Here is a 23,484-nt window from a genome sequence, read left to right on the forward strand (position 1 = left end):
GTATGGTCCCGTAAGGCCCCACCCGGTTCGGTCCGATACGACACTGGAAAAAGGCACACACTTTACGTTCCACGTAGATCAGCACGAGGGCGATCACGGCGTATCCCACGAGCAGGCAAAGCCCAATTAGGATAAACTCAACCAGCGTGGCAGCAGCGTGCGGGAGAAAACTCCTCAAGAGTTCATCTACCCATTGTGTTATAGTTGAGAAATCAAACATATACTAATTTTAGATTTAATGATTTTAGATTTTAGATTCCAGCCGCACAAGGCCGACGCTTCCTAATTTCCTACTTTCAACTTTTAGTTTTTATCTTTTAACTTTTATCTTCCAAGTTATCTGTCAATGTCCGGAACAACGTAGTCCAGCGTACCGCCGATAGCGATCAGGTCGGCGATTTTACCGCCTTTCGTGATCAGGTCGACGATGGATACCAGTGGCAGGCACGGGGAACGGAATTTTACCCGGTAAGGGTATTTGTCTCCCCGGCTTTCGAGGTAAACACCGAACTCACCCCGGCTGGCTTCCACGCTCTTGAAATAGTGACCTTCCGGCAATTTGATCAGCGGTTTGGTCTTTACGGCGTAGTCTCCCGCGGGGATGTTATCTACTAGTTGTTCCAGTATATGTAATGATTCGAGAATCTCTTCCATGCGCACCATGTAACGGGCAAACGAGTCTCCTTCCGGGTAGAGGATTTCCTTGAAATCCACCTTGTCATATACCCCGTACGGCGTGTGTTTACGCACGTCACATGACCACCCGCAGGCGCGTCCCGTCGGGCCGGATGCCCCGTAACTGATGGCGTCCTCTTTCTTGAGAACGCCGACGCCTTTCAGACGTTGTTGGGCGATCACGTTGCCCGTGAACACGTCGTGATATTCCTTGATCATCGGGGGGAGGTATTTGATGAACTCTTTGATCCGGTTGATCAGGTTCGGGTGGATGTCTGCCATCACGCCACCGATCACGTTGTAGTTCTGAATCAGTCGTCCTCCCGTGGTTTCTTCCATGATGTCCAACACCTTCTCCCGGTCACGGAAACCGTAGAAGAAAGCGGTCAGCGCTCCCATATCCATGCAGAGGCATGACCAGAACAAGAGGTGAGAGGAAAGACGGTTTAGCTCGTCCATGATGGTGCGGATGTATTTCACCCGTTCCGGGATTTCCAGGCCCATGGCTTCCTCGATGCACATACAAAGCGCGTGGCGGTTCTGGTGCGCGGCAAGGTAATCCAAACGGTCTGTCAAAGCCAGCGTTTGCGGGTAGGTGAGGCTTTCACACAATTTCTCGATGCCTCGATGGATGTACCCGCAGTTGACATCCACCTTTTTCACGATCTCTCCTTCCAGTGATACCCGGAAACGGAGTACACCATGAGTGGCGGGGTGTTGTGGCCCGATGTTCACCACGTACTCGTCTTCTTCAAACAAGATGTTCTCTTTCTCGCTGACTTCCCCGTCGTGGGAATTAGCCTCGAACGTGGGGGTTGCATCCAGCGTTTCTTCGCTTTCCAGAGGTACCGGGTTTATTTCGGGGTCTGCATTGTAGTCTTTACGTAACGGATAGCCGACCCAGTCGTTCCGCAGGAACAGACGTCGCATATCAGGATGGTTGATAAACCGTATACCGAGAAAGTCGTACACTTCACGTTCGTTCAGGTTGGCCGTGGCCCAGATGTCCGAAACTGTGGGCAGTTCCGGGTTTTCCCGGTTGGCGGTGAACGTCTTTAAAAATAATTTATGCTCGTGAGCCGTGGATTGTAACAGGCTGATCACGCCTAACGTGTCGCCCCAGTCCATTCCCGTCATGCAGATCATGAAGTCGAAAGAGAGATCCTGGTCCCCTTTTAGCCGGAGAGCCAGTTCCCTGTACTTGGCGGGCTCTACCGTCACGGTAAGGATACCGCTCTCGTCGATCTCTGCCTCGGGGACAATATTTTTTATTTTATCTACTAACATGTACTAATTTTAGATTTAATGATTTTAGATCCTATTGATTAAGTGATTTAATGATTTAATGATTAAGTGATTTTAATCACCCAATCATCGAATCGGCAATCACGGAATCTTTTTCATTCTAAATTCTACATTATTCTTTGTTCTCTTTTTCCTTGTGGTTTTTGCCACCGAGGAAACGTTCCACTTTTACCTTACGTTGCAGTTGGATCATCCCGTAGAGGAGGGCCTCCGGTCGCGGGGGACATCCGGGGATGTAAACGTCAACGGGGATGATGGAGTCAACCCCCTTCACCACGTGGTAAGAGTTTTTGAACGGTCCACCGGAAATGGCACATCCCCCCACGGCAATCACGTATTTGGGTTCGGCCATCTGGTCATAGAGACGTTTCAGCACGGGGGCCATCTTGTGTACGATGGTTCCCGCCACCATGATAAAGTCGGCTTGGCGCGGGCTGGCTCGTGTTACCTCGAACCCGAATCGGGAGAAATCGTAACGTGCCGCTCCCACTGCCATGAATTCAATACCACAACAGCTTGTCGCGAAGGTAAGCGGCCAGAGGGAATTCGAGCGTCCCCAGTTGATAACATCGTCAAGGCATCCCACGATAACATTGGTGCCGGATGCCCGAAGTTGTTCAAGATATTCGTTATCATTGAACTCTTCATATTTCATGGATTTAATTTTTACTTCCATTCCAATGCTCCTTTCTTCCACGCGTAAGCCAATCCGAGAATAAGGATCAGCATGAAAAATAATACATTCAGTAAACCGTTAATTCCGGCATCCTGAACGGTGACCGCCCAAGGATAGAGAAACACGGTTTCCACGTCGAACATCAAAAACAAGATGGCGAACAGGTAGTATCCTACCTTGAACTGCATCCATGATTTTCCTCGCGTAGGCACGCCACATTCATAGGCTTCCCCCTTCTGTTTGTTGAAGGTACGGGGAGAAATGGCCCGAGCAATGCTCATAGCGATAACCACCAGCAAAATGGCTGTAATCAACACAACCACGAATAAAGTAAGATTCATAATTATAAAAAGTTTCAGGTTTTCAAGTTTCAGGTGACAAGTTTAGTTACAGGGGAAAAATACGGCAAGTTGCAAACTTGTAACTGCAATTTGCTGGGCTATCGACCAACCTGTAACTTGTTTGATCTCGGCTAAACAATGATTTCTCGCAGGGCAAAGACGTAGTATTTGGTCTTCCCGAGAGTCGAATACGGGTGAAAATACAAGTTGCGTTTGGAGTGTGCTACCGCAGTGTTGTTCTTGCTATTCCTTTGCAGGAAAGAGGGAACCAATTGTGATTTGGAGTCCGGGACAACATGGGAGTAACCCAGTGTGAGTTCGCAACTTTCGTGAAGAAAGAGTAATAGGGGAACCGTGGAGACTTCACAGATTTCGTTCCGGCAGAATTTACGTTCTAAACAGGTTTCTTTGAAGGACAGATTTTGTCCTTTTGCTAATATCCCGCTGGAACTTACCAACACGAATAACACGATCAATATACTATTCTTCAGCACGTTCAACATCATTCTTTTTACTTAAGGTTCGCAAAGATAACCTAATTTTGAATTTTGGTTGAAAAATGTGTGGTAAAGAATGTTAATCGTGAGATTAACATTCGGGGCCATAAGGTTTATAAACCATATTTTTTTCTTACTTTTGTAATCTCTCCGGGAAAGGAGAATATCTCGGGGGTAATATATGAAATTAGGGAAAAAATATGAGTGACACCATTCATCACGAGTGTGGTTTCGCATTGATTCGATTGCTGAAACCATTGGATTATTATCAGAAGAAATACGGTTCTTACCTTTACGGGCTAAACAGGTTGTACATATTAATGGAGAAACAGCGTAACCGCGGCCAAGACGGCGCGGGAGTCGTGGGGTTGAAACTCGACATGGAACCGGGGTACAAGTATATGGACCGCGTACGTTCCTGTGACGCGAACCCGATACAGGATGTGTTCGACCGGATTCACGAACCGTTTACACCGGAGATTCTCCGGGAGAAGAATGCTGTTTGGGCAAAGCAGAACCTTCCATTTGTTTCCGAGGTTTACTTGGGGCATTTACGTTACGCGACTTTCGGAAAGAATAATATAGATTACGTTCACCCACTGAAACGGGCAAGTAACTGGCGGGCGCACAATTTAGCGCTGGCGGCGAACTTTAACCTGACGAACGTGGACGAGCTGTTCGAGAGTTTGATTCGGGCGGGACAGTACCCGCGAAATTATTCCGATACGGTGACTCTGCTTGAGAAGGTAGGCTATTTTCTGGATAGCGAGATTCAGGATTTGTACCGTTTCTACAAAGAAAAGGGATTTTCGAAACAGGAGATTACCCCGTTGATTGAACGTACGGTTGATTTACCCAAGGTCCTTTCCCGGAGTAGCGAGGATTGGGACGGGGGATATGCCGTAGCAGGAGTGGTCGGGCATGGCGATGCTTTCGTGATGCGTGACCCGTGGGGGATACGTCCGGCTTATTACTACAAAGATGACGAGGTGGTCGTGGTGGCATCCGAGGCATCCGTGATCCAGACCGCTTTCCAAGGCATGAACATGGAAATTTCCGAGATCCGTCCGGGATACGCCCTGTTGATCAAGAAAGATGGAACCGTGACCGAGGAACTCGTGCGTGAACCACGACAACGTGCCAGTTGTTCGTTCGAGCGTATCTACTTCTCCCGCGGGAATGACAGGAATATATACCGGGAACGGAAAAAATTGGGCGAGTTATTGACGCCTCGTTTAGTAAAGGCCGTGGATGGCGATCTCGACAACACGGTGTTTTCCTTTATCCCTAACACGGCGGAAACTTCCTTCTACGGGATGGTGAAAGGAATCCAGCAGTACATGGTGGAGGAGAAAAAACGTTTGATCCGGGAGGGAAAGGCAACGTGGAGCGAGGAAACGCTCGACGAGATCATTTGCCGCGAACCCCGTATCGAGAAAATAGTGATCAAGGATGCCAAGCTGCGCACGTTTATTACCTCGGATTCCGGACGTGACGGGCTGGTGGGACACGTGTACGACGTGACCTACGGGGCAGTGCAGCCCACGGATAACCTCGTGGTGATTGATGACTCGATCGTGCGGGGAACTACTTTGAAAAAGAGTATTCTGCGTATTCTCGATCGTCTTGGCCCGAAACGTATCGTGGTGGTGTCTTCCGCCCCGCAGATTCGTTACCCCGATTGTTACGGGATCGACATGACCCGGATGAACGAGTTTATAGCGTTCAATGCGGCCATCGAGTTGTTGAAGGAACGAGGCATGGAGGGATTGATTGACGAGGTGTACCGGAAGTGTAAAGCACAACAAGGACTGCCCAAAGAGCAGGTGGTGAACCACGTGAAAGAGATTTACGCACCTTTTACCGAGGAAGAGATTTCCGACAAGATTGCCGAGATGGTGCGTGACGAGCATCTGAATGCCGAGGTAAAAGTGGTTTTCCAGTCTGTCGAAGATTTGCACGTGGCTTGCCCGAATGACACGGGTGATTGGTATTTTACCGGAAATTATCCCACTCCCGGTGGTAATAAGGTGGTCAACACCGCTTATATCAACTGGGTAGAAGGGAGGAATGAAAGATCTTATTAATTTTAGATTGAACCCCCTCTAGCTCCCCCTTGGAAAGGGGGAGAACTCGCTGCATTGTCACTTCGTGCCATCTCCTTCTTGCGCCTGTCTCTCCCCCTGTGTAAGGGGGAGTTGGTGGGGGTAGTTGGAAAGTTAAAAGATAAAAACTAAAAGTTGAAAATCAAGAAGCGTCGGCCTTGTGCGGCTAAAATCTAAAATTTAAAATTACCAAGTTTTTACTTTCCCGTTCAAAGTTATTGCAATTTGTTTGTAAATGTTTAAATTAGTAGCGGATATTAAAAAGATCGGCTATGAAACAAGTTGTGTCATTTATTCTATTATTTGTATTTTCCATTTGTTACGGGAATGACCCGTTAGTTGCACAAATGCGTAAAGAGAGGCAAAAAGGGAAGGAAAAGAAGATCGTTCGGGAACAAGCGGTGGATTTGTTGCTGAAAGAGCAGCAAGTAGCCGCGGAACGAGCCGCTTTGAAAGAATTGTACTGGGTTCTGGGAGGGGAAGATTGGCGGGCGAAGGAGAATTGGCTGAGTGACCGGCCTGTTGAGGAGTGGTACGGGGTGAAGCGGAACTATGATAACGGGAAATTGAGTATATATCTGGGAGCAAACGGTTTGAAGGGAGTTCTGCCGGGAGCTATTTTCAGGCTGAAGACATTAGAGGTGCTTAACTTGTGTAATAACGAGATCACAGGGAGTATGCCAACGGATATTGGAGAGTGTACAGCGTTGAGGCAGTTGTCACTGAACGGCAATCGTTTGACGGGAGAAATACCTGTCGGGATTGGTAAACTGGAAAATCTGGTGACGCTGGATCTTTCTCGTAACCAGTTGTCGGGGAAGATCCCGGAGGAAATCGGAGGGCTTAAGCAATTGAAATACCTTCGGATGGGTACGAATAGATTGACGGGGGACATTCCGGCTGCCATTGGGAACCTCTCGTTGTTAGAGTGTGTGGATATTCCTTCGAATTTGCTGACAGGAAAAATTCCGGACGAGCTTATGTTTCTGGAAAACTTGGAAGAGATAAATATGTTCGGTAATCGCCTACGGGGTGAGTTGCCTGCTGACTGGAGCCGGCTGAAAAAGTTGAGAATTTTATCATTGGGACAAAACCGGATAGACGGAGAGATTCCCGCCTCGTTGGGGAGCGTAAAAACTTTGCAAGATATTTCACTGGACAATAATTTATTGCGAGGGGCGATCCCCACTACTTTAGGGCATCTGAAGGAATTGTGGGCGTTGGTTTTGTCGACTAACCGACTGACGGGAGAGATCCCCGGCGTGTTATTCACTTTGCCGAAATTGTATCGTCTGGAATTGTCTGATAATGGCCTTTCAGGTTCGTTACCCGCTGAAATCAAGGAGGCAGTGTCGTTTACATCCCTTGATTTGAGTAATAATCGTTTGAGCGGGCCGTTGCCGCCGGAACTTTGTGAGTTGGTGCGATTGAATTACTTGAATTTGCAAAATAACAGGTTTTCCGGACCTTTACCCGCTGAAATCGGGAAAATGACGGGATTGACTTTACTGGACTTGACATCGAACAGGTTTTCGGGGCCTCTTCCGGAAGAGATAGGGCGATTGATTCACTTGCGGTCGTTATTGCTCTCGGAGAACGAGTTTTCCGGGGAGTTGCCAGAGACGTTGGGGAATCTGATAAACTTGAGAAATTTCTACATGAAAACGAATCGTTTGTCCGGACCATTCCCAGTGGCGTTAACGAAGTTGGTCAAGCTGGAATACTTGAACTTGAGTTTTAATAATTTCTCGGGGACGATCCCCGCGGAAATCGGGAATTGGGAAGAACTAAAACATTTGTATTTATGGAAGAATCAGTTTAGCGGGAGTATTCCCCCGTCGATTGGTAAGTTGAGAAACTTGACTGAATTGAGTTTGGGAGAGAACCGTTTGTCGGGCGAGCTACCCAAGGAATTGGGGCAGTTGGAGAATTTGGTTAGGTTGTTCTTGAACAATAACACGTTCACCGGAAAGTTGCCCGCCGAGATGACACGTGTGCGGAGTTTGAATTTCTTGAACTTGCAGAATAACCGTCTTGCTGGTAACTTACCGGACGAAATTGGTGATTGGGAGTCGCTGGTGGAGTTATACTTGGCGAATAACGAGATCACGGGGACACTGCCGGCCTCGATCGGTAGGATGAAACGGTTGAAGACCTTGGACGTGTTCGGGAACCGGATGAGTGGGGTGTTACCGCCGGAACTGGGAGAGATGGAAGGTTTAGAGAGGTTGTACCTGACAAATAATCATTTTAACGGGGCCTTGCCTCCCGAGATCGGTAATTTGAGACGGTTGAGAATATTGGCTATGCCGAATAACGAGTTTTCCTCGCTCCCGGAGGAAATCGGGAATATAGAGTCGTTGGAGGAATTGAACGCTTCGAATGCTTTCACCGGAGGTGTTTTACCCGCGAGTATCGGGAATTTGCGGAATTTACGACTTTTGTTGTTGGGGAATAACAAGTTATCGGGCGAGATTCCTGCCGGGATCGGGGAGTTAACCTTGTTGGAAAGGATGGATTTGTCAATGAATAAGTTGAGCGGTGAGATTCCTGCCGGGATCGGTTACTTGGATAAATTGACAGTTCTGGCTCTCCTAGGAAATAACTTGACCGGAACGATTCCAGCTGAAATTGGGAATATGCGAAGTTTGAACATCCTCTATCTTGGTAGGAATATGTTGGAAGGGGAACTACCTGCCGAGTTGGGGTGGCTTTCTGAGTTGGAGATGTTGGATGTTGGGGTGAATAAGTTGACAGGGACGTTACCCGCAGAATGGGGAGAATTGAGAAAACTAAAAAAAATGGCTCTCTTTGCGAATAAGTTTAGTGGGGAAATCCCAGATGAATGGGCGGGAATGAAACGGTTGGAAGATGTCCTTGTGCAGAATAACGAGTTGACGGGAAAGGTTCCGGATTTCTTGTTTCATTTACCCGCATTAAAACGGTTGTGGTTGGGAAATAATTTCTTGGAGTTGACCGAGGAACAAAAGGAGTTGACCGGTAAGGATAGGCGGTATCTTTTATTGCCACAGGGGGAAAAGTAGGGAATAGTCTCGTGAGTTTGAAAACAAGAGGCTGACTTAAGAGTCTTGTTTGTATTAACCAGCTACCCCCTCCAGCTCCCCCTTACACCGGGGGAGAGCTGATTACCAAATGGTATTCCCTCCTGTGTAAGGAAGGCTTAGATAAGGTCGTCGCTTCATGATGGGTTACTTGAGTATGAGTGGTTCCTCGATAATGATTTCAGCACGACTCGTGTTTTCTACCGCAATTTTCGGTCCCGGAATGAGGGGACTGTAATCAAGTACGTGTCTGATGCGGGTTCGTTGGTCGGGGGTAATACGATCACGATAGCCATAATAATAGTCCATTATGTTATATGACGTGAAGGTGGTTCCATTGCGATCTTGGCGCTGTGCTGCTTGGGCAAAAGTTAGTCGGGATACACTCGCTAACCAAGTGTCGTAAGCCGGGCGATCATAATCGGGAGTATCTTCACAGTAATCGGTTGTTTGCCCGTTGTCTCCACCGGAAAATACATGGAATAACCCGAGATAATGCCCCAGTTCATGGGCGAGTGTGGTGGGCCATACCGGTTGTGGGCCGTAAGCCCCGGTCTCTGCTTTATCTACAAATAACTTGTTTATCATCACGGCTTGTACGGAGTTGGTGGGAAGACTGGTATAATATGTATCATTTCTTCTTAAACCCGGCAGGGATTTGCCTTGCGGGGTGTACGGGGTCATGGCGATTCCCGTCACGTTTTCTTCGGTAAAGGAGCAGATGATAACGTTGATATACTTGTTGGGGTCCCATGTTATTTGTGTGCCGTTGTATGTGTTGTATCTTAAATAATTATCGACATTGAACGAGGTGGATGAACTTTGAACGGTATTTATTCCGGGTTCAACCAAGGGAGTTCCTTCAGGCGTGGTGGTGGCAAGGGTGAATTGCAGGTTGAGATTCTCGCTTTTCCCGTTGTTGCCCCGGTAGAAGTTATTCACGTAATCCATACATTCCTGAATGTAGGCGGCGGTGACTTTTGCATCATTTGCGGAACCGTCCGAGTACACGTGGAAAATGACCGGAAGTTCGAAGTAGATTTCTCCCTTTTGGGTCACGGTAAGGATTTTTTGTTGGTCTGAGTTGGAGATCGTGACGGTCCCCGTACGTTCGGTTGTGGTCGTGTTGACTTGCGTGTTGATCACAAGTGTATCTCCTTGCGGCGTACTGATTTTGCTTGCCCGGCACCAAGAGGTTGGGCTGGCAAATGACCAGTCTGAACCACTCCGAAGAGCAATGCGGATGGTTTGTTGCTCGCTGCTTACCTGTATTTCGTTGCCTGTTGATAATTCTATTCCCTCGAACTTGTCCTTCTCGCAGGAAGTGACAAGTAGGAACAGAAGGTAAATAAGAATGTATTTTTGCATGTTTGTAGGTTTTATTTTTTCATGTAGCGGTCCATTTCCCGTTTGGCGTCTTTTTGTTTGAGGGTTTCCCGCTTGTCGTACTCTTTCTTTCCCCGGGCGAGGGCGATGCGAAGTTTGGCAAAGCCTTTTTCGTTAAGAAAGAGACGGACGGGGACAATGGTAAGTCCCGATTCCTTGGTCTTGCGTTCGAGCTTGACAAGTTCTTTCTTTTGTAGTAAAAGTTTACGTTCGCGGCGTTCGATGTGGTTGTAGTAGGTACCTAGTTTGTACTCGGCAACGTACATACCCTTAATCCACAGTTCGCCGTTGTGGAAGTAACAGTAGGAATCCACCAACCCGGCTTTCCCGGCCCGGATGGATTTGATTTCGGTACCGGTGAGCATGATACCGGCGGTGTATTCTTCCAAGAACTCGTAGTCGAAGGATGCTCTTCTATTTTTTATATTAATGTCGTTTTGCATAGGTTTTGACGTTTAAGCGTAAATAGTGGGTATTCTGAACATAATCATCAACAATTGCTGGATGATGATCGGGGACACGATCACGAGTAAGCCGATGATGACGATGGCGCTTTTGCGGTATTGTACGTCGAGGGCTGTCAATTGGTTCAACCCGACGTAAAGGGTACGCAGGCACAGCAGGCTACATATTGCCATGAGTTGGGATATAAATCCTTCCGAGAATCCACTGGAAAGGCAGTGGAACGGGATGAAGACGGCCGAGCTGTACACGGCAAGGCGAAGGGCCATCCGGTTGGCTTCAGCCACTTTATTAGAAAGATATTCCCGGGTCACCCGGTAGGCGATGTAGCTCCCCACGACGGAGGCCATGAACAGGATGATGCCGGTTCCAATGGCGTAGAGAGGTGAGGTTGACAATAAACGTAACAATATTGCACATACAGAAGAAAGCATGGATAAAGGCACGAGGAAATTCTTGAAAAGTTCGATTCCCTCAATGTTCTCCCGGCCGATCACCTGCCATTCCGTTTCGGGGTGAAGTAGTAGTTTCCGGGGCCTTGTGAATATGCTTTTGATGTCCAATTTCTTCATAGTAACGCGAAAATACTGTTTTTTATCGAGATTAATTCATAAGGTTCGTAAAGTTTGTAAAGTTTATAAGGTCCATGGATCTTATAAACTTTACAAACTTTTACATGAAAACGTAACCATCCTGTAACAAATCTTTCATTTCTTCGTTAAATTTTACGTGAAACAGAGAGTCGAGTATTTGGCTGGTGAGGTGAATGAAAAGAAGTTTAATGTTTAAAACGAAAGGTGTATGGAAACTTTTTTTGCTTCAATTCCCATTCTGGTGTTAATCGTTTTGATGGGGGTATTCAAGGTGGCGGGGGATAAGAGTAGTATTATTACTTTGTTGATCACGGCTTTTTTGGCCATTTTAGCGTTTCATAGTCCGGTTCCGGACACGGTGAATTCTTTTCTTTACGGGATGTTGAAGGCGTTGGTGCCTATTCTGTTTATTATTCTGATGGCGATATACAGTTATAACGTTCTGTTACAGACGAAGAAGATCGAGGTGTTGAAACAGCAGTTTTCTTCAATTTCGACGGACAAGAGTGTACAAGTGTTATTGATCACGTGGGGATTCGGTGGGTTGTTGGAAGGTATGGCGGGATTTGGGACGGCGGTAGCTATCCCGGCGGCAATTTTGATCAGTCTCGGGTTCCGGCCCGTGTTTTCAGCGTTGGTGAGTTTGATTGCCAATAGTGTACCGACGGCTTTCGGGGCGGTGGGAGTTCCGGTGATCGTGCTGGCACAGGAAACGGGGTTACCCGTGATCCCGTTAAGTACGGCGGTGGTGTTACAGTTGTCGGTGTTGATGTTGCTCGTACCTCTGGTGATCACTTTTCTGGCTGACCCAAGAATGAAAGCATTGCCGAAAAACCTGTTGTTGAGTTTGCTGGTAGGTGGGGTATCGCTTGCGACACAATATCTTGCAGCACGTTATATCGGGGCGGAGACTCCCGCGATCGTGGGGGCGATTGCTTCTATTATCGTGATTGTTGTTATTGGTAAGTTGATGGGAAAAGGCGGGGAGAAACTGATACCGATGACGTATTCGGGAGGGGAAGTGTTCCGAGCCTGGGCGGTGTACGTGTTGATCATGGTATTGATCCTGTTCACGAGTCCCTTGTTTCCGGCGGTGCGGGAAATGCTGTCGGGGGTTTGTAGTTCCACGATGAGTTTCATGATTGGCGGGGAGGAACGGAAGTACACGATTCAGTGGCTCACGCAGGGCGGGGTGTTGTTGTTTATCGGTTCGTTCGCGGGTGGATTGATACAAGGAGGCCGGGTAAAGGATTTGCTGGTGTTGTTGTGGAGGTCTGTGGTGCAGTTGCGGAAGACGATAGTGACGGTAATTTGCCTGGTCGGTTTTTCGTCGATCATGGAGACTTCGGGGATGATCAACCAGTTGGCGGTGGCCTTATCGGCAGCCACGGGTGCCTTGTACCCGCTGTTCGCACCCACGATCGGGGCCTTGGGTACATTCCTGACGGGAAGCGACACTTCGGCGAACATCTTGTTCGGTAAGTTGCAGGCAGGGGTGGCCGGACATATCGGGGTGGACCCGAACTGGCTGTCGGCAGCGAACACGGCGGGAGCGACAGGAGGTAAGATTATCTCACCGCAAAGTATAGCGATAGCCACGTCCGCTTGTGACGAGCAGGGAAAAGAGGGGAGTATTCTAAAAGCTGCCTTGCCATACGCTCTGGTTTACGTGGTGATTACCGGGGTGGTGGTTTATGTTTTTGCCTGATGAGATGTATTTCTGATTGATTTTTTGGATAGAAACTTGTAATTTTATAAGCTGTAACTTGTAACTAATTAATATAGTATGAAAATAGGATTATTTATTCCCTGTTATATTAACGCGATTTACCCGAGTGTGGGGGTGGCCTCATACAAGTTGCTGACCTCGCTGGGATTGGATGTCGATTACCCGCTGGATCAGACTTGCTGCGGGCAACCAATGGCGAATGGTGGATTCGAGAAGGATTCGACCGAGCTGGCCAAGCGGATGGAGGGATTGTTCGAGAAGTATGATTACGTGGTGGGACCATCGGCCAGTTGCGTGGTTTTCGTGAAGGAGCATTACCCGCGGTTGTTGAACCGGGAGGAACATGCTTGTATCAGTAGTCGTATTTACGAGATTTGCGAATTCCTGCATGATGTGGTGAAGGTAGATAAGCTGAATGCCTCTTTCCCACACAAGGTAAGTATTCATAATAGTTGCCACGGGGAGAGGTTGTTGCATCTTTCTTCCCCGAGCGAGTTGATGATTCCCCGTTATTCCAAGTTGCGGGATTTGTTGTCGCTGGTGAAGGACGTGGAAGTGTTCGAGCCTAAGCGGGTGGACGAGTGTTGCGGTTTCGGGGGAATGTTCTCGGTGGAGGAACCGGCGACGTCCGTGTGCATGGGACAGGATAAGGTGCATGATCATATGTCAACCGGGGCGGAATACATCACGGGAGCGGATAGTTCTTGCCTGATGCACATGGAAGGGATTATTCGCCGGGAGAAATTGCCGATAAAGACAATACACGTGGTGGAGATATTAAGTCAAGGGTTATAAACTTTATGAACTAATTTTGAAAATAACGTAAATCAAATAAATATGAGTTCACACGCTAAAGCTGCCAAGAAATTTATAGCTGACCGGGAAAGAACAGCATGGCATGATCAAGCGCTGTTTTTCGTGCGGGAGAAACGAGACCGGATGGCCCATGATGTTCCCGAATGGGAGGCGTTGCGGGAGATGGCAAGTAATATGAAACGACACACGATTGCCAATTTACCCTATTATCTTGAAATGTTCGAGAAGAACGCCACGGCAAACGGGATTCATGTTCACTGGGCGAAAAATGCCGAGGAACATAACCGGATTGTTTACGAGATTATCCAGAAACATGGGGGAAAGAATCTCGTGAAGAGTAAGTCGATGCTGTCGGAAGAGTGCGGGTTGAGTCCTTATCTGGAGGCTAGGGGAATTGATGCCGTGGAGTCGGATTTGGGTGAACGGATCATGCAGTTCATGGGTACACCGCCAAGTCATATTGTGTTGCCTGCCATTCACGTGAAACGGGAAGAGGTGGGGAAGGTGTTTGAGAAAGAGTTGCACACGGAACCGGGGAATAGCGATCCGACTTACCTGACTCACGCGGCTCGGGCTGCCTTGCGGGAGAAGTTCCTGCACGCGGATATTGCCATGACGGGTGTTAATTTTGCCGTGGCCTCGTCAGGGGCTTTTGTGGTCTGTACGAACGAGGGAAATGCTGATATGGGAACTTCTTTTCCAAAAGTACATATCGCGATCATGGGGCTTGAGAAAGTAGTGCCGGATTATGACGCTCTGGCCCTGTACGTGCGCTTGTTGGCCCGCTCTGCCACGGGACAGCCTTCAACGACGTATACCTCCCATTACAAGAAACCGGTGGAAGGGCAGGAGATGCATATCGTGATCGTGGATAACGGGCGAAGTGATATTCTGGCCTGTACGGAACACGTGAATATGTTGAAGTGTATTCGTTGCGGGTCATGTATTAACACTTGTCCCGTGTATCGTCGGACGGGGGGATATTCTTACTCGTATTTTATACCGGGTCCCGTGGGGATTAACTTGGGTATGTTGAAGTCGCCGGAGAAGTATTCAGGGAACGTGTCGGCCTGTTCGCTTTGTTATTCCTGTTCGAATGTTTGTCCGGTGAAGATCGATCTGGCTGAACAGATTTACAAGTGGCGGCAGAATCTGGCGCCCTTGCATTTGGCTGATCCGTCGAAGAAGTTGATGGTGAAGGGAATGAAGTTTATCATGAATCATCCCGGTTTGTTCTATAATGCTATTGCTGCCGGACGTGTTGCCGAGCGTATGCCTCGATTCGTGTTGTATAATTCTCTCGATGCGTGGGGTATCGGACGGGAACTTCCGGAGTTTGCGAAGGAGACGTTTAACGAGATGTGGAAAAAGGGATTGAAAGCCGATTAATTTACGATTTATGAATGACGATTTACGATTGAAAAAGTGTTGGCCTTGTGCGGCTGGAACTAGAAAGTTAAAAGTTAAAAGATAAAAACTAAAAGTTGAAAGTCAAAAAGTGTCGGCTTTGTGCGGCTGGAATTTAAAATTAAAAATTAGAACATGGGTAGTAAAGAAGATATTTTAGCAAGGCTGAAAAAGCATGCGGTGGATCAAGTGGAACGACCGGAGATGACGTTCGAGCCGTTGACGTTTTCTGATCCGCTGGTACAGTTCGAGAAGATCATGAAGGCAGTGGGAGGAAATTGCGTGGTGTTGGAGAAAGGGCAGGACGTGAACGAGGTAATCCGGAATGTGTTCCCCGATGCCAGGTCGATCGCATCGAATTTACCGGAAGTTACATGTGCTACGGTGAATCCCGATATGTTGGATGATCCGCGGGAATTGAACGGTACGGATGTCGGGGTGATCCGGGGTGATTTCGGAATTCTGGAAAATGGGATGGTATGGATTAACCAACGTACCCGTTACAAGGCTCTCTTTTTTATTTCCGAGGCCTTGGTGATCCTACTTGACCGGAATCGTCTGGTGAATAATATGCATGAGGCATACAAGCAACCCGCTTTTGATGATTTTGGGTACGGTTGTTTCATTTCCGGTCCCTCGAAGACGGCCGATATTGAACAGGCGCTAGTCATCGGGGCGCATGGGGCAAGAGCCGTGACGGTGATATTGGAGTAAAATAATAAAGGCCATTTTTAAATGGTCTTTATTATTCTTCGTCTTTTTTCTTTAATTCTTTCGAGAAGAAGAAATAGGCAACGATACACACGATTAATGGGAAAACGTAAACCAATCCCGGAGAAAAGATAGCGAAATACCACGGCATTCCCCATTCTTCATGGGCTGATATTTCTAAGGCTTTATAGCCCACGTGTACAATTCCGATCGAGAGGAATGCAACGGCGGCAATCCCGAATAATTTTTGATTTTTGGCAGCTTTTGTTTTGTCCATAGCTTGATTCGCCTACGGCGAGTTACAGGTTAATAAGTTGCAAGTTACAAAATACAAGTTTGCAGGTTAGTGATAAACTTGTAACCTGCAAACCTGAAATTTGTAACTATTTTTTATAAAGGTGTTTGATTCCAACCCGGTGTCCGGCTACCGCAAAGTACAAAATGAATAGGTAGCAAGGCAACATCATCCAGTAGGCTCCTTGGTGTCCCATAGAAGCGGTTAGCGAACCGTATAACATTGGAAGTAAGGCTCCTCCGGCGATAGCCATGATAAGCAGGGCCGATCCGGTCTTCGTGTGACGTCCCAACCCGAAGATGGCAAGCGGGAAGATGGCGGGCCACATGAGTGAGTTTGCCAGACTTAACAGCGTCAGGCACCAGATGGAGATCTCTCCCGGCAACATGACGGTACAGATTCCGAGGATAACTCCTAGGGCAGCACAGCAAGCAAGGGCTTTTTCCTGACTGATGTATTTCGGAATGGCGATGATTCCGATGATGTAACCGACAATCATGGCGATCATACCGTAAGTCGGGAATATCCGGGCGGTATCCATGTCCATTTTCATGGATTGGGCATAACCAATGATCGTGTCAATAGCAATCACTTCAACTCCCACGTACAGGAACAGGGTCACAATTCCGATCCAGAGGTGGGGAAAACTGAATATGCTTGATTTCCCGCTGTGTTGCAGGCTACCTTCTTCTTCTTCCGGATCCTCGATTTGGGGAAGCGGGGAGAAACGAACGAATAGTGCCAGTACAACGAGCGATACCATGATCACGACGTAGGGTACGATGGATTTGGAGGCCAAGATGTTGAGTTCCGCGGCTTTTTGAATGGCATCCATTGTTTGTAATTTTGCCTCAAGTAAGTCGATGTCTTTCAGCATGATTGATCCGAGGATCAGCGGGCTGATAGCTCCGGCCACCTTGTTACAGATACCCATGATGCTCACGCGCTGGGCGGCACTCTCGGCGGGGCCAAGCTCGATTACGTAAGGGTTAGAAGCTGTCTGAAGTACGGATAGTCCCGTACCCATGATGAATAATCCAAGCAGGAATAACCCGTAGGTGCGAGTCATGGCGGCCGGGATGAACAGTAATGCACCGACGGCCATTACGAGAAGGCCAAGCATCATACCGTTCTTGTATCCTGTTTTCCGCAGTACCCAGGATGAGGGCAGTGCCATGACAAAGTAGGCAATGTAGAATGCGAAGGTCACCAGGTACCCCTGCCACTCATGTTGCAGCTCGCAGGCGATTTTAAGATAAGGGATCAAGGTGGCGTTCAACCACGTGACGAACCCGAAGATAAAGAAGAGGATACCGATAATGATAATCCCCATACTGTAAGAATTTTTCTTTTGTTCCATCATCTTTTCGTTAAAATATACATAAACACGTAAACACTTTCAAGAATCTACAAAGTTATTAATTTTTGATAATGATGAATGAAATTGGGAAAAATTATTCGTGCGGCCGCGGGGAAGGTGTATATAGAAACCGGAGTACAATGATAAGTTCCTGTACCCCGGTCATTCAAACTAGAAATAGTAATCAATAATCAACTTATTATTAGAAATGTTTTATCTGGCTTTACGTTTCGTGTTAAGGTTTTTTGAGAGAGAGTTTCCGGTATTTGTCGAATGTACTCTGGATGTACTTCTTTTCCTGACTGTCGGGTAAATTCGGGATGACTTTTTCCCCGATGGCGGCTAGACGGGAATAGTTGTCCTTACTCATGGTGTCTTGCAGGGACATCAAGATAATCGGGTATTCCTGTAAATCACTCGCTGTGAGAGAGGCTTGCCTGTTTTCCATGGAGGCGATAACTAAGTCGGTTAATTTACGGCCTGTTTCCTGAAATTGGGGTTGAGCATCAGCGTCTTTTGTTTGCCAGCGTATTGCCCTGTAAGCGAAAATGTACATTTTTAGTTCTTGTGTGCCGGCTGTTGGTATCTTTGATTCGATAACGGAGGCCAGTGTTTTAACATTGCGGTCCGATACCATCTCGGCGAGAGGTAACATCGTGTTTAATGATTGCTGTTGTTTGATGTTTAGTCCCGGGATTTGTTGTTTTAACAGGCTTACCGGGACAGCATCTTTTTTTTGATAACCAAGGATATAATCCTCCAGTATCTTGCTGTATTTACGGAATAGGTAATTGTCGACTTTTTCCGTTCCCACGTTTTCCCGGATGGAGGATAGATTTGCCAACAGGAAGTCGAATACCGGGGAACCGATTTGGCAACTTTCATCTTCATAGATCGGCCAGAATTCTTTTTTTACCTTGTCTTTGTCTGTCAGGCGGGAGAGTAGTTTGTTATATACTTTTCCGGCTTTTTCATCCTCTCCGGCTTCGGACAAGATTTCCTTGTAGGTCATTAATTCCTGTTTGTTCATTTTGCCTTTTTCATACCGGTCGCTCAGGTAGGGGAGGGATGTTTTTTCATTTAGTCCTCTCTCTACCCGTTGAATGAAAGTTTCCAGCTCATCACCACCAACTACTCTGTGCTGTATGGTTCCGTCAGGTCGGAAGATGATGAAAGTCGGGTAAGCGTGTACCTCGAATTTGTTGGCCAACTCTTTGCCTTCTCCTTTTTCCATGTCATATTTCACGCAGACAAAACGGGAATTGAAGTAGTCGCCGGCTGCTTTTTGTGGGAACACGTTGTTGGTCATGTTTTTGCATGGCCCGCACCAAGAGGTGTAGCAGTCCATGAATACCATCTTTTTCTCGGCTTTGGCTTGTGCTAATGCCTCGTTAAATGTTAGGTCCCGAAAATTGACACCATCTTGTGCGAACGCTACATATTGCACTAAAATGCAGGTAATAAATAGGTATATTGTTTTCATTCTGATACTTGTTTTAGATGTTACATTTTGTTTCCAGTGTTGTTTCAAGTTCCCCGCTGTTGTGTCCTGAGAATATGATTTTGCCTTCCGGGTCAATGACCAAGAAAGTAGGAATACTTGTTAAATTATAGGCATCACGGGTATTTTTACTTAGTTCCGGGGTAGCGAGGTATTGATTCCAGGGTAATTTCTCTTCCCCAAGGGCCTTTTGCCAGTCCTTTTCATTTTTATCTACCGACAGGCTGATAAAGGTCACTTTTTCCCCGTATGTTTTGTACATTTCCCGCAAGTGGGGAAAGCTGGCACGACATGGCCCACACCAAGATGCCCAGAAATCGATTACCGTGTAGCGGTCTTTTTTCAGTTGGGAAAGAAGCGATTCCTTTTTCCCGTCCGGAGTAATTATTTCTCCTTCTTGTAACGCTTTACCTTGCACGAATACTTTGGCTTTTTGCAGGTCTTGACGGAATTGTTTCAGCGCGGCACAGGTGTCCTGATAAGAGACGAATAGCTCTGCCAATTCATCCAAATAGGTTTGGTCGTAAGTAAACGGCTCTTTTTTCAGTTGTTCCGCGAGGTGAAGGTTTACGGCTAGATTCCGGTTGTTTTTAATGAATTCCTTGGTTAAGTTTTCCAATTTTATTTGTTGTTCCTGTAACGTCTTAAAATCTTCTATACGTGAGTTCTCCATGTAAGCCCGGTCAAGTGTCCGGATATTGTGGCGCAGGGGAATGGTTTGTTGCTGATACCGGGAAAAAATGTCTTGTGTGGTGGAACCTTTCAGCATGTAGTTCTTTTCTTTACGGATGTCATAGCGCCAGAAAGATTCCGGTAAGCTGTCGATGTGAGGAGTTTGAAATGTTAGTTCCCCGTTTTCCACGAAAAAGTCGATTTCCGCATATTTCGTCAGATTCTCGTTTCGTAACCCTTTCCGGTCGATGATATCCTGATTGTTCATGCTCAAACGACAATATACGGGTTCATGGGCCTTCCCTTGGAGTTCAAATTTCCCGTTAATAACATATCCCGTGGCAATTCTGTTATTATATCTCCCGTTAGGGGCTAAAATAATTTCCGTGCTATCCATGGCTCCCGGAATCGTTCCGCGAATCACGAAATGATCCATCGGCTTATAGTTACAGGCTACGATTGTCGCGAGTAATATAAATAGTGATAAATATCTCATAACTTGTGATTTAAATTGTAATACGACGTTTTTTTTGAAAATGGAGAAATCCCTTTTTTGTCATTCTCCATTTTCTATTTTCAATTATTTTGTGCGTCCCGTACGCAGCGAATTCGCATGAGTTTATCCAAAGGTGTCGTTCCCCGGTAAACGGTAGAATAAGAATAAAATAATTTGCGGAAATAAACGGTTGTTTCTTCCAGGCCGTTGTTTTTCTTTTCGGTTGCCGTCCAGTAATATCCGGATTCTTCCACGCTATTTAGATATAAAGACGGGGAATAGGGACCTGTTAAGCAGGCACACCCGCAGATTTGTAATGCCATACCCAAACCTTCTGTTCCTTGACGGAGTAAGGTTGCTTGGTGATTTCCTCGCCATCCTTCCTCGCCGACTTCTTTTGTTGACATACCTAATGCGATTTCAAGATTCTGCCAATCTTCGTCGGTAGGCAGTCGCCATCCTTCCGGACAGACTTCTAATGCTTCTTCCCAAGTATACAGGTTACCGTATTTTTTATAATCGGATTCGAAATCAAAATCGGCATACCATGAAACAACACTCCGGGGATTTCCATAATTATCCATCAGGGGACCTCCATATTCATTTTCATAATACGGGCTACCGTATTTTAAATTTGAGGTCATCCAATCTAAATTTCCCAGACGAATCCATCCGTAAGTGGTGTTATCTCGACTATCGGTCCATTCACCGGAATCTTTGGGCGAGATTTTGGGTAAGTTATCATCATCATTACAAGAAATGACTATACCCCACAGCATACATATATAAATCAAGTATTTTTTCATAACATCTTAGAATTGAATGTTGGTTGCGTCAACCAATGGTTTGATTATTTCATACTTTTTCATCACTGCCTCGTAACTGCCATAGCGACTGCGGAATTCTTCATCTGTTATGGTCAAACAGGCTTTGATGTAGGAAATTGCGTCTTCTTCTGTTGTCGGAGTCTTGGTTTCATTGGTATTCTCCAAGAATCCGACTTCGTAGAATAATTCAATATCCTCATCCCCTAAACCATACGGGAAATCATAATACGCTTTGTCATCATTGTAATATACCCAGTAGGGACGTTTTCTTGTTACATTGAAGAATTCTTCAGCTAGACCACCGTAATAATAGTAACTCGGGTCGCCTCCCCAACTGGCAAGAATGATGTTGTAACAGATGGATTGAGCGTATGTTGTTTTATCAATACCTTCTTTCCATAGAGAGCTGACATTTAAGGCCAGACAACGCATGTTCGAATAGCTTGACGGGGAAGATTGATATTGATAGACGCCTGATTTTTCGTCATATTGATCAATTTTGTTCACGGCAAGAATAGAATAGGGTAAAATATTTTGCACGTAAGGAATCAGATAAGTTTGTAAAAAGTCCGCTGTTTGTTGTTTTTGGTTTTGTGTCTCTAAATAATCGAAAATAAATCGTGAACCCTGCACGCTTGTCATCGACCATTCCAGACCGATTAATTCTGTTTCGTAATAGGGGTTACCGTAGGCGTCCAGTCCCTTGTATTCATGTCTTAGTGTATCGTTGAACAGGAGATAGCATCCGGTGTTTTCATAAAAACTCCGTCGCAAAACAGATTCTTCGTCCGTGGCTTTGGGGTCCGGGGCAAAAGGATCACGGGTTCCACTAAGTGTTAAGTTATCTTCTTTCTGACAAGCTGTTATGCTTAGTAGGATGGCAAATAGCCATAAATATATTTTGTTCTTCATATTCGTCTGTTTTATACATACTTTTTTATATCTATTCTTGAACGGGTGGAGTTACATCATCCGGTTCTTCGGGTGTGTAATCTGTGCTTGTTCGAGTGGGACGATGATTTGTTCCCAAGTTATTTTGGAAGTCCAGAACTTCTTTGGGTAAGGCTAACGTGTAAGCCGGATCATTGGTTTCAAGCATGTAACGTTTCGTGTACAGCGGACCGTTGTAATCAAAGCTCGTGTAATAGTGGGTAATCGTTTTCGAGTAAGGATATTTTTCACATACCAGATAGCGACGCAGATCGTACCAGCGATGTCCTTCCAGGCAAAGCTCACATTGGCGCTCTTCCCGGATCAGGGTTACCAATGATTCCCCGCTTTCTGTGGGCATTGTACTGTTTATTAGTCGTTTATCCCGTAATGCTTTCAACAGGGTTCTGGCTATTCCCTCTTCTCCCATGTAGGCCGCGGCCTCGGCGGCATTTAAATACGCTTCTGCAGTTCTGAACAAGAACTGATCGGAAACTTCTTTGTAGCCTAAATTTTCCCATCCGGCAACTTTTTTGAATACCCAGGCGTTCATGTAACCTGTGAAATCCCATCCGCCACCGATGATGTCTTTCATGATATAGTATTGCATCCTCAAATCATTTTCCCCTTCCCTGAAAGCGGAGACAAGATCGTCAGAGATCGTGTATACCGGGCAAGCCACCCATTTGCCGTAACTGAATCTGCGTTGTTGGTAGATGGAAGAGGCTAACAGGTGTCCACCCATGGAAAATATGGTTTCCGGGGAAGATTTGGTTAACACGTCTCCGCTCCCGGAAGATAAGGTGTTTAAATCTAGTAGATTATCATTTTTTGCCAGTGCTTTTTGAGCATATTCATAAGCTTTTTTCCAATTTTGCATGTACAGGTATGTCCGACTTTTCAACAAATACACGGCGGTAATGTCGGCTCGGTAGGGACGATTTTTAATTGTAGTATTGATCAAACACGTGTCGGCTTCATCCAGATCTTTTAAAATTTGATTGTATGTTTCGCCCACGGTGTTTGTCGTGTATTCTTTGTCTTCCACGACGGGGCTTAGTTTTATGGGAATACTTGGTGCTGATAGATTTTCCGGGGAATAAGGTTTCCCGTACATATTTACCAGCGTGAAGTAGTATAAGGCTCTTAAAAAATGGGCCTCTCCCTTGATTCTGCTTTTTTCCAATTTCTGTTCTTCGTTTGCAGCGTGTTGTTCGTCAATGGCGTCTATGACCATGTTGCAGATGTTTATACAGTGATAAGCTTTGTTCCAGTCTTCATCTTCTGCGTTACGAGAACTGCCTTCTGCATTTAAACCGACGTCCTGTTGCCACGTGTGCCAGCCGAACATTTCGTCTTGAACACCGTTAATATCTCCCCGGTCATCCCAGCTGAATACGGTTAACTCGTCAGACATATAATGAGCAGTTTGGAAATATTTATTTTCAACTTTTAGCATACTGTTGGCACTCCAGATTCTTCCCACCGGCAGGTAAGCCTCTCCTAACAGGACTTCATCCAAATCAGTGTAACTTTCCACCTTGGAAAGATCCTGAGAATATTCTTCCAAGAAACTGGAACAGGAGCCAAGTAATAAAGTTATACAAAATATACCTAATATCTTTTTCATATCTCAAT

General features: G+C 46.3%; 21 protein-coding genes. 6 read left to right on the plus strand and 15 right to left on the minus strand.

Annotated features, from left to right (window positions below; translation table 11 throughout):
* The 5 genes from AB5542_RS13390 to AB5542_RS13410 form a co-directional block, all read right to left on the minus strand.
* The coding region (locus tag AB5542_RS13390; protein ID WP_368243124.1) for an NADH-quinone oxidoreductase subunit H at nucleotides 1-220 on the minus strand (220 nt) is incomplete at its 3' end.
* Nucleotides 221-336: 116 nt separating this feature from the next.
* Nucleotides 337-1,962 carry an NADH-quinone oxidoreductase subunit C gene (locus AB5542_RS13395; protein ID WP_087422138.1) on the minus strand — a complete coding sequence of 542 codons (1,626 nt, stop codon included), beginning with the start codon at nucleotides 1,960-1,962 and terminating at the stop codon, nucleotides 337-339.
* A gap of 130 nt (nucleotides 1,963-2,092) precedes the next feature.
* On the minus strand, nucleotides 2,093-2,656 hold the full coding sequence (locus AB5542_RS13400; RefSeq protein WP_027199792.1) for an NADH-quinone oxidoreductase subunit B: 564 nt from the start codon (nucleotides 2,654-2,656) through the stop codon (nucleotides 2,093-2,095).
* Nucleotides 2,647-2,997 carry an NADH-quinone oxidoreductase subunit A gene (locus AB5542_RS13405; protein ID WP_087422139.1) on the minus strand — a complete coding sequence of 117 codons (351 nt, stop codon included), beginning with the start codon at nucleotides 2,995-2,997 and terminating at the stop codon, nucleotides 2,647-2,649. The genes AB5542_RS13400 and AB5542_RS13405 overlap by 10 nt, the downstream gene beginning before the upstream one ends.
* 131 nt (nucleotides 2,998-3,128) lie before the next feature.
* Entirely contained in the window at nucleotides 3,129-3,503 is a 375-nt protein-coding gene (locus AB5542_RS13410; RefSeq protein WP_279038744.1) for a hypothetical protein, read from the minus strand.
* 191 nt (nucleotides 3,504-3,694) lie between these two features.
* On the opposite strand from AB5542_RS13410, the gene AB5542_RS13415 reads away from it, so the two are divergent.
* Together AB5542_RS13415 and AB5542_RS13420 are read left to right on the plus strand one after the other, a co-directional pair.
* Entirely contained in the window at nucleotides 3,695-5,581 is a 1,887-nt protein-coding gene (locus AB5542_RS13415) for an amidophosphoribosyltransferase (RefSeq protein ID WP_087422249.1), read from the plus strand.
* Between the two features lie 290 nt (nucleotides 5,582-5,871).
* Nucleotides 5,872-8,643: a hypothetical protein gene (locus AB5542_RS13420; RefSeq protein ID WP_279038745.1), complete on the plus strand. Its 2,772-nt coding sequence runs from the start codon at nucleotides 5,872-5,874 to the stop codon at nucleotides 8,641-8,643.
* Between the two features lie 165 nt (nucleotides 8,644-8,808).
* Here AB5542_RS13420 and AB5542_RS13425 read toward each other — a convergent pair whose 3' ends face one another.
* The 3 genes from AB5542_RS13425 to AB5542_RS13435 are packed head-to-tail and all read right to left on the minus strand — an operon-like array spanning nucleotide 8,809 to nucleotide 11,081.
* Nucleotides 8,809-10,029 carry a zinc-dependent metalloproteinase lipoprotein gene (locus AB5542_RS13425; RefSeq protein ID WP_279038746.1) on the minus strand — a complete coding sequence of 407 codons (1,221 nt, stop codon included), beginning with the start codon at nucleotides 10,027-10,029 and terminating at the stop codon, nucleotides 8,809-8,811.
* 11 nt (nucleotides 10,030-10,040) lie between these two features.
* On the minus strand, nucleotides 10,041-10,490 hold the full coding sequence (smpB, locus tag AB5542_RS13430; RefSeq protein ID WP_027199788.1) for an SsrA-binding protein SmpB: 450 nt from the start codon (nucleotides 10,488-10,490) through the stop codon (nucleotides 10,041-10,043).
* Nucleotides 10,491-10,502: 12 nt separating this feature from the next.
* Nucleotides 10,503-11,081 carry a hypothetical protein gene (locus AB5542_RS13435; protein WP_087422143.1) on the minus strand — a complete coding sequence of 193 codons (579 nt, stop codon included), beginning with the start codon at nucleotides 11,079-11,081 and terminating at the stop codon, nucleotides 10,503-10,505.
* Between the two features lie 229 nt (nucleotides 11,082-11,310).
* Between AB5542_RS13435 and AB5542_RS13440 the strand changes: the two genes are divergently transcribed.
* The 4 genes from AB5542_RS13440 (at nucleotide 11,311) to AB5542_RS13455 (ending at nucleotide 15,768) form a co-directional block, all read left to right on the plus strand.
* Nucleotides 11,311-12,810, plus strand: coding sequence for an L-lactate permease (locus tag AB5542_RS13440; protein ID WP_279038757.1), 1,500 nt, complete (start codon nucleotides 11,311-11,313; stop codon nucleotides 12,808-12,810).
* Nucleotides 12,811-12,888: 78 nt separating this feature from the next.
* Nucleotides 12,889-13,626 (plus strand): (Fe-S)-binding protein, encoded by a 738-nt coding sequence (locus AB5542_RS13445; protein WP_118301950.1) that lies wholly within the window; start codon nucleotides 12,889-12,891, stop codon nucleotides 13,624-13,626.
* 42 nt (nucleotides 13,627-13,668) lie between these two features.
* Complete coding sequence (locus AB5542_RS13450; RefSeq protein WP_279038758.1) at nucleotides 13,669-15,036, plus strand: lactate utilization protein B; 1,368 nt, start codon at nucleotides 13,669-13,671, stop codon at nucleotides 15,034-15,036.
* A gap of 153 nt (nucleotides 15,037-15,189) precedes the next feature.
* Nucleotides 15,190-15,768 (plus strand): lactate utilization protein C, encoded by a 579-nt coding sequence (locus tag AB5542_RS13455; protein WP_087422147.1) that lies wholly within the window; start codon nucleotides 15,190-15,192, stop codon nucleotides 15,766-15,768.
* A 31-nt stretch (nucleotides 15,769-15,799) separates the two neighbouring features.
* Here AB5542_RS13455 and AB5542_RS13460 read toward each other — a convergent pair whose 3' ends face one another.
* From AB5542_RS13460 to AB5542_RS13490, 7 genes are all read right to left on the minus strand, one after another.
* Nucleotides 15,800-16,042, minus strand: coding sequence for a hypothetical protein (locus AB5542_RS13460; protein WP_087422150.1), 243 nt, complete (start codon nucleotides 16,040-16,042; stop codon nucleotides 15,800-15,802).
* 106 nt (nucleotides 16,043-16,148) lie between these two features.
* A complete protein-coding gene (locus AB5542_RS13465; RefSeq protein ID WP_229128289.1) occupies nucleotides 16,149-17,420 on the minus strand; it encodes a sugar MFS transporter in 1,272 nt (423 codons plus the stop codon).
* A 235-nt stretch (nucleotides 17,421-17,655) separates the two neighbouring features.
* Entirely contained in the window at nucleotides 17,656-18,903 is a 1,248-nt protein-coding gene (locus AB5542_RS13470; RefSeq protein WP_279038759.1) for a thioredoxin family protein, read from the minus strand.
* A gap of 13 nt (nucleotides 18,904-18,916) precedes the next feature.
* Nucleotides 18,917-20,089 carry a TlpA disulfide reductase family protein gene (locus AB5542_RS13475; protein WP_087422152.1) on the minus strand — a complete coding sequence of 391 codons (1,173 nt, stop codon included), beginning with the start codon at nucleotides 20,087-20,089 and terminating at the stop codon, nucleotides 18,917-18,919.
* A gap of 80 nt (nucleotides 20,090-20,169) precedes the next feature.
* Nucleotides 20,170-20,895 (minus strand): fibrobacter succinogenes major paralogous domain-containing protein, encoded by a 726-nt coding sequence (locus tag AB5542_RS13480; protein WP_087422153.1) that lies wholly within the window; start codon nucleotides 20,893-20,895, stop codon nucleotides 20,170-20,172.
* Nucleotides 20,896-20,901: 6 nt separating this feature from the next.
* A complete protein-coding gene (locus AB5542_RS13485) occupies nucleotides 20,902-21,828 on the minus strand; it encodes a hypothetical protein (protein ID WP_087422154.1) in 927 nt (308 codons plus the stop codon).
* Between the two features lie 31 nt (nucleotides 21,829-21,859).
* The gene (locus AB5542_RS13490; protein WP_279038760.1) at nucleotides 21,860-23,476 is read right to left on the minus strand and encodes a RagB/SusD family nutrient uptake outer membrane protein; all 1,617 of its coding nucleotides are present in this window, start codon (nucleotides 23,474-23,476) and stop codon (nucleotides 21,860-21,862) included.
* Nucleotides 23,477-23,484 lie beyond the last annotated feature (8 nt).

The organism is Butyricimonas sp. RTP31003st1_G1_RTP31003_210430, from assembly GCF_040920905.1.
Lineage (GTDB): Bacteria > Bacteroidota > Bacteroidia > Bacteroidales > Marinifilaceae > Butyricimonas > Butyricimonas paravirosa.

What these genes read in the sequence shown, in the direction of transcription:
- AB5542_RS13395 (WP_087422138.1), bottom strand. Translation starts at nt 1,962, where the DNA reads ATGTTAGTAGATAAAATAAAAAATATTGTCCCCGAGGCAGAGATCGAC.
- AB5542_RS13400 (WP_027199792.1), bottom strand. Translation starts at nt 2,656, where the DNA reads ATGGAAGTAAAAATTAAATCCATGAAATATGAAGAGTTCAATGATAAC.
- AB5542_RS13405 (WP_087422139.1), bottom strand. Translation starts at nt 2,997, where the DNA reads ATGAATCTTACTTTATTCGTGGTTGTGTTGATTACAGCCATTTTGCTG.
- AB5542_RS13410 (WP_279038744.1), bottom strand. Translation starts at nt 3,503, where the DNA reads ATGATGTTGAACGTGCTGAAGAATAGTATATTGATCGTGTTATTCGTG.
- AB5542_RS13415 (WP_087422249.1), top strand. Translation starts at nt 3,695, where the DNA reads ATGAGTGACACCATTCATCACGAGTGTGGTTTCGCATTGATTCGATTG.
- AB5542_RS13420 (WP_279038745.1), top strand. Translation starts at nt 5,872, where the DNA reads ATGAAACAAGTTGTGTCATTTATTCTATTATTTGTATTTTCCATTTGT.
- AB5542_RS13425 (WP_279038746.1), bottom strand. Translation starts at nt 10,029, where the DNA reads ATGCAAAAATACATTCTTATTTACCTTCTGTTCCTACTTGTCACTTCC.
- smpB (WP_027199788.1), bottom strand. Translation starts at nt 10,490, where the DNA reads ATGCAAAACGACATTAATATAAAAAATAGAAGAGCATCCTTCGACTAC.
- AB5542_RS13435 (WP_087422143.1), bottom strand. Translation starts at nt 11,081, where the DNA reads ATGAAGAAATTGGACATCAAAAGCATATTCACAAGGCCCCGGAAACTA.
- AB5542_RS13440 (WP_279038757.1), top strand. Translation starts at nt 11,311, where the DNA reads ATGGAAACTTTTTTTGCTTCAATTCCCATTCTGGTGTTAATCGTTTTG.
- AB5542_RS13445 (WP_118301950.1), top strand. Translation starts at nt 12,889, where the DNA reads ATGAAAATAGGATTATTTATTCCCTGTTATATTAACGCGATTTACCCG.
- AB5542_RS13450 (WP_279038758.1), top strand. Translation starts at nt 13,669, where the DNA reads ATGAGTTCACACGCTAAAGCTGCCAAGAAATTTATAGCTGACCGGGAA.
- AB5542_RS13455 (WP_087422147.1), top strand. Translation starts at nt 15,190, where the DNA reads ATGGGTAGTAAAGAAGATATTTTAGCAAGGCTGAAAAAGCATGCGGTG.
- AB5542_RS13460 (WP_087422150.1), bottom strand. Translation starts at nt 16,042, where the DNA reads ATGGACAAAACAAAAGCTGCCAAAAATCAAAAATTATTCGGGATTGCC.
- AB5542_RS13465 (WP_229128289.1), bottom strand. Translation starts at nt 17,420, where the DNA reads ATGGAACAAAAGAAAAATTCTTACAGTATGGGGATTATCATTATCGGT.
- AB5542_RS13470 (WP_279038759.1), bottom strand. Translation starts at nt 18,903, where the DNA reads ATGAAAACAATATACCTATTTATTACCTGCATTTTAGTGCAATATGTA.
- AB5542_RS13475 (WP_087422152.1), bottom strand. Translation starts at nt 20,089, where the DNA reads ATGAGATATTTATCACTATTTATATTACTCGCGACAATCGTAGCCTGT.
- AB5542_RS13480 (WP_087422153.1), bottom strand. Translation starts at nt 20,895, where the DNA reads ATGAAAAAATACTTGATTTATATATGTATGCTGTGGGGTATAGTCATT.
- AB5542_RS13485 (WP_087422154.1), bottom strand. Translation starts at nt 21,828, where the DNA reads ATGAAGAACAAAATATATTTATGGCTATTTGCCATCCTACTAAGCATA.
- AB5542_RS13490 (WP_279038760.1), bottom strand. Translation starts at nt 23,476, where the DNA reads ATGAAAAAGATATTAGGTATATTTTGTATAACTTTATTACTTGGCTCC.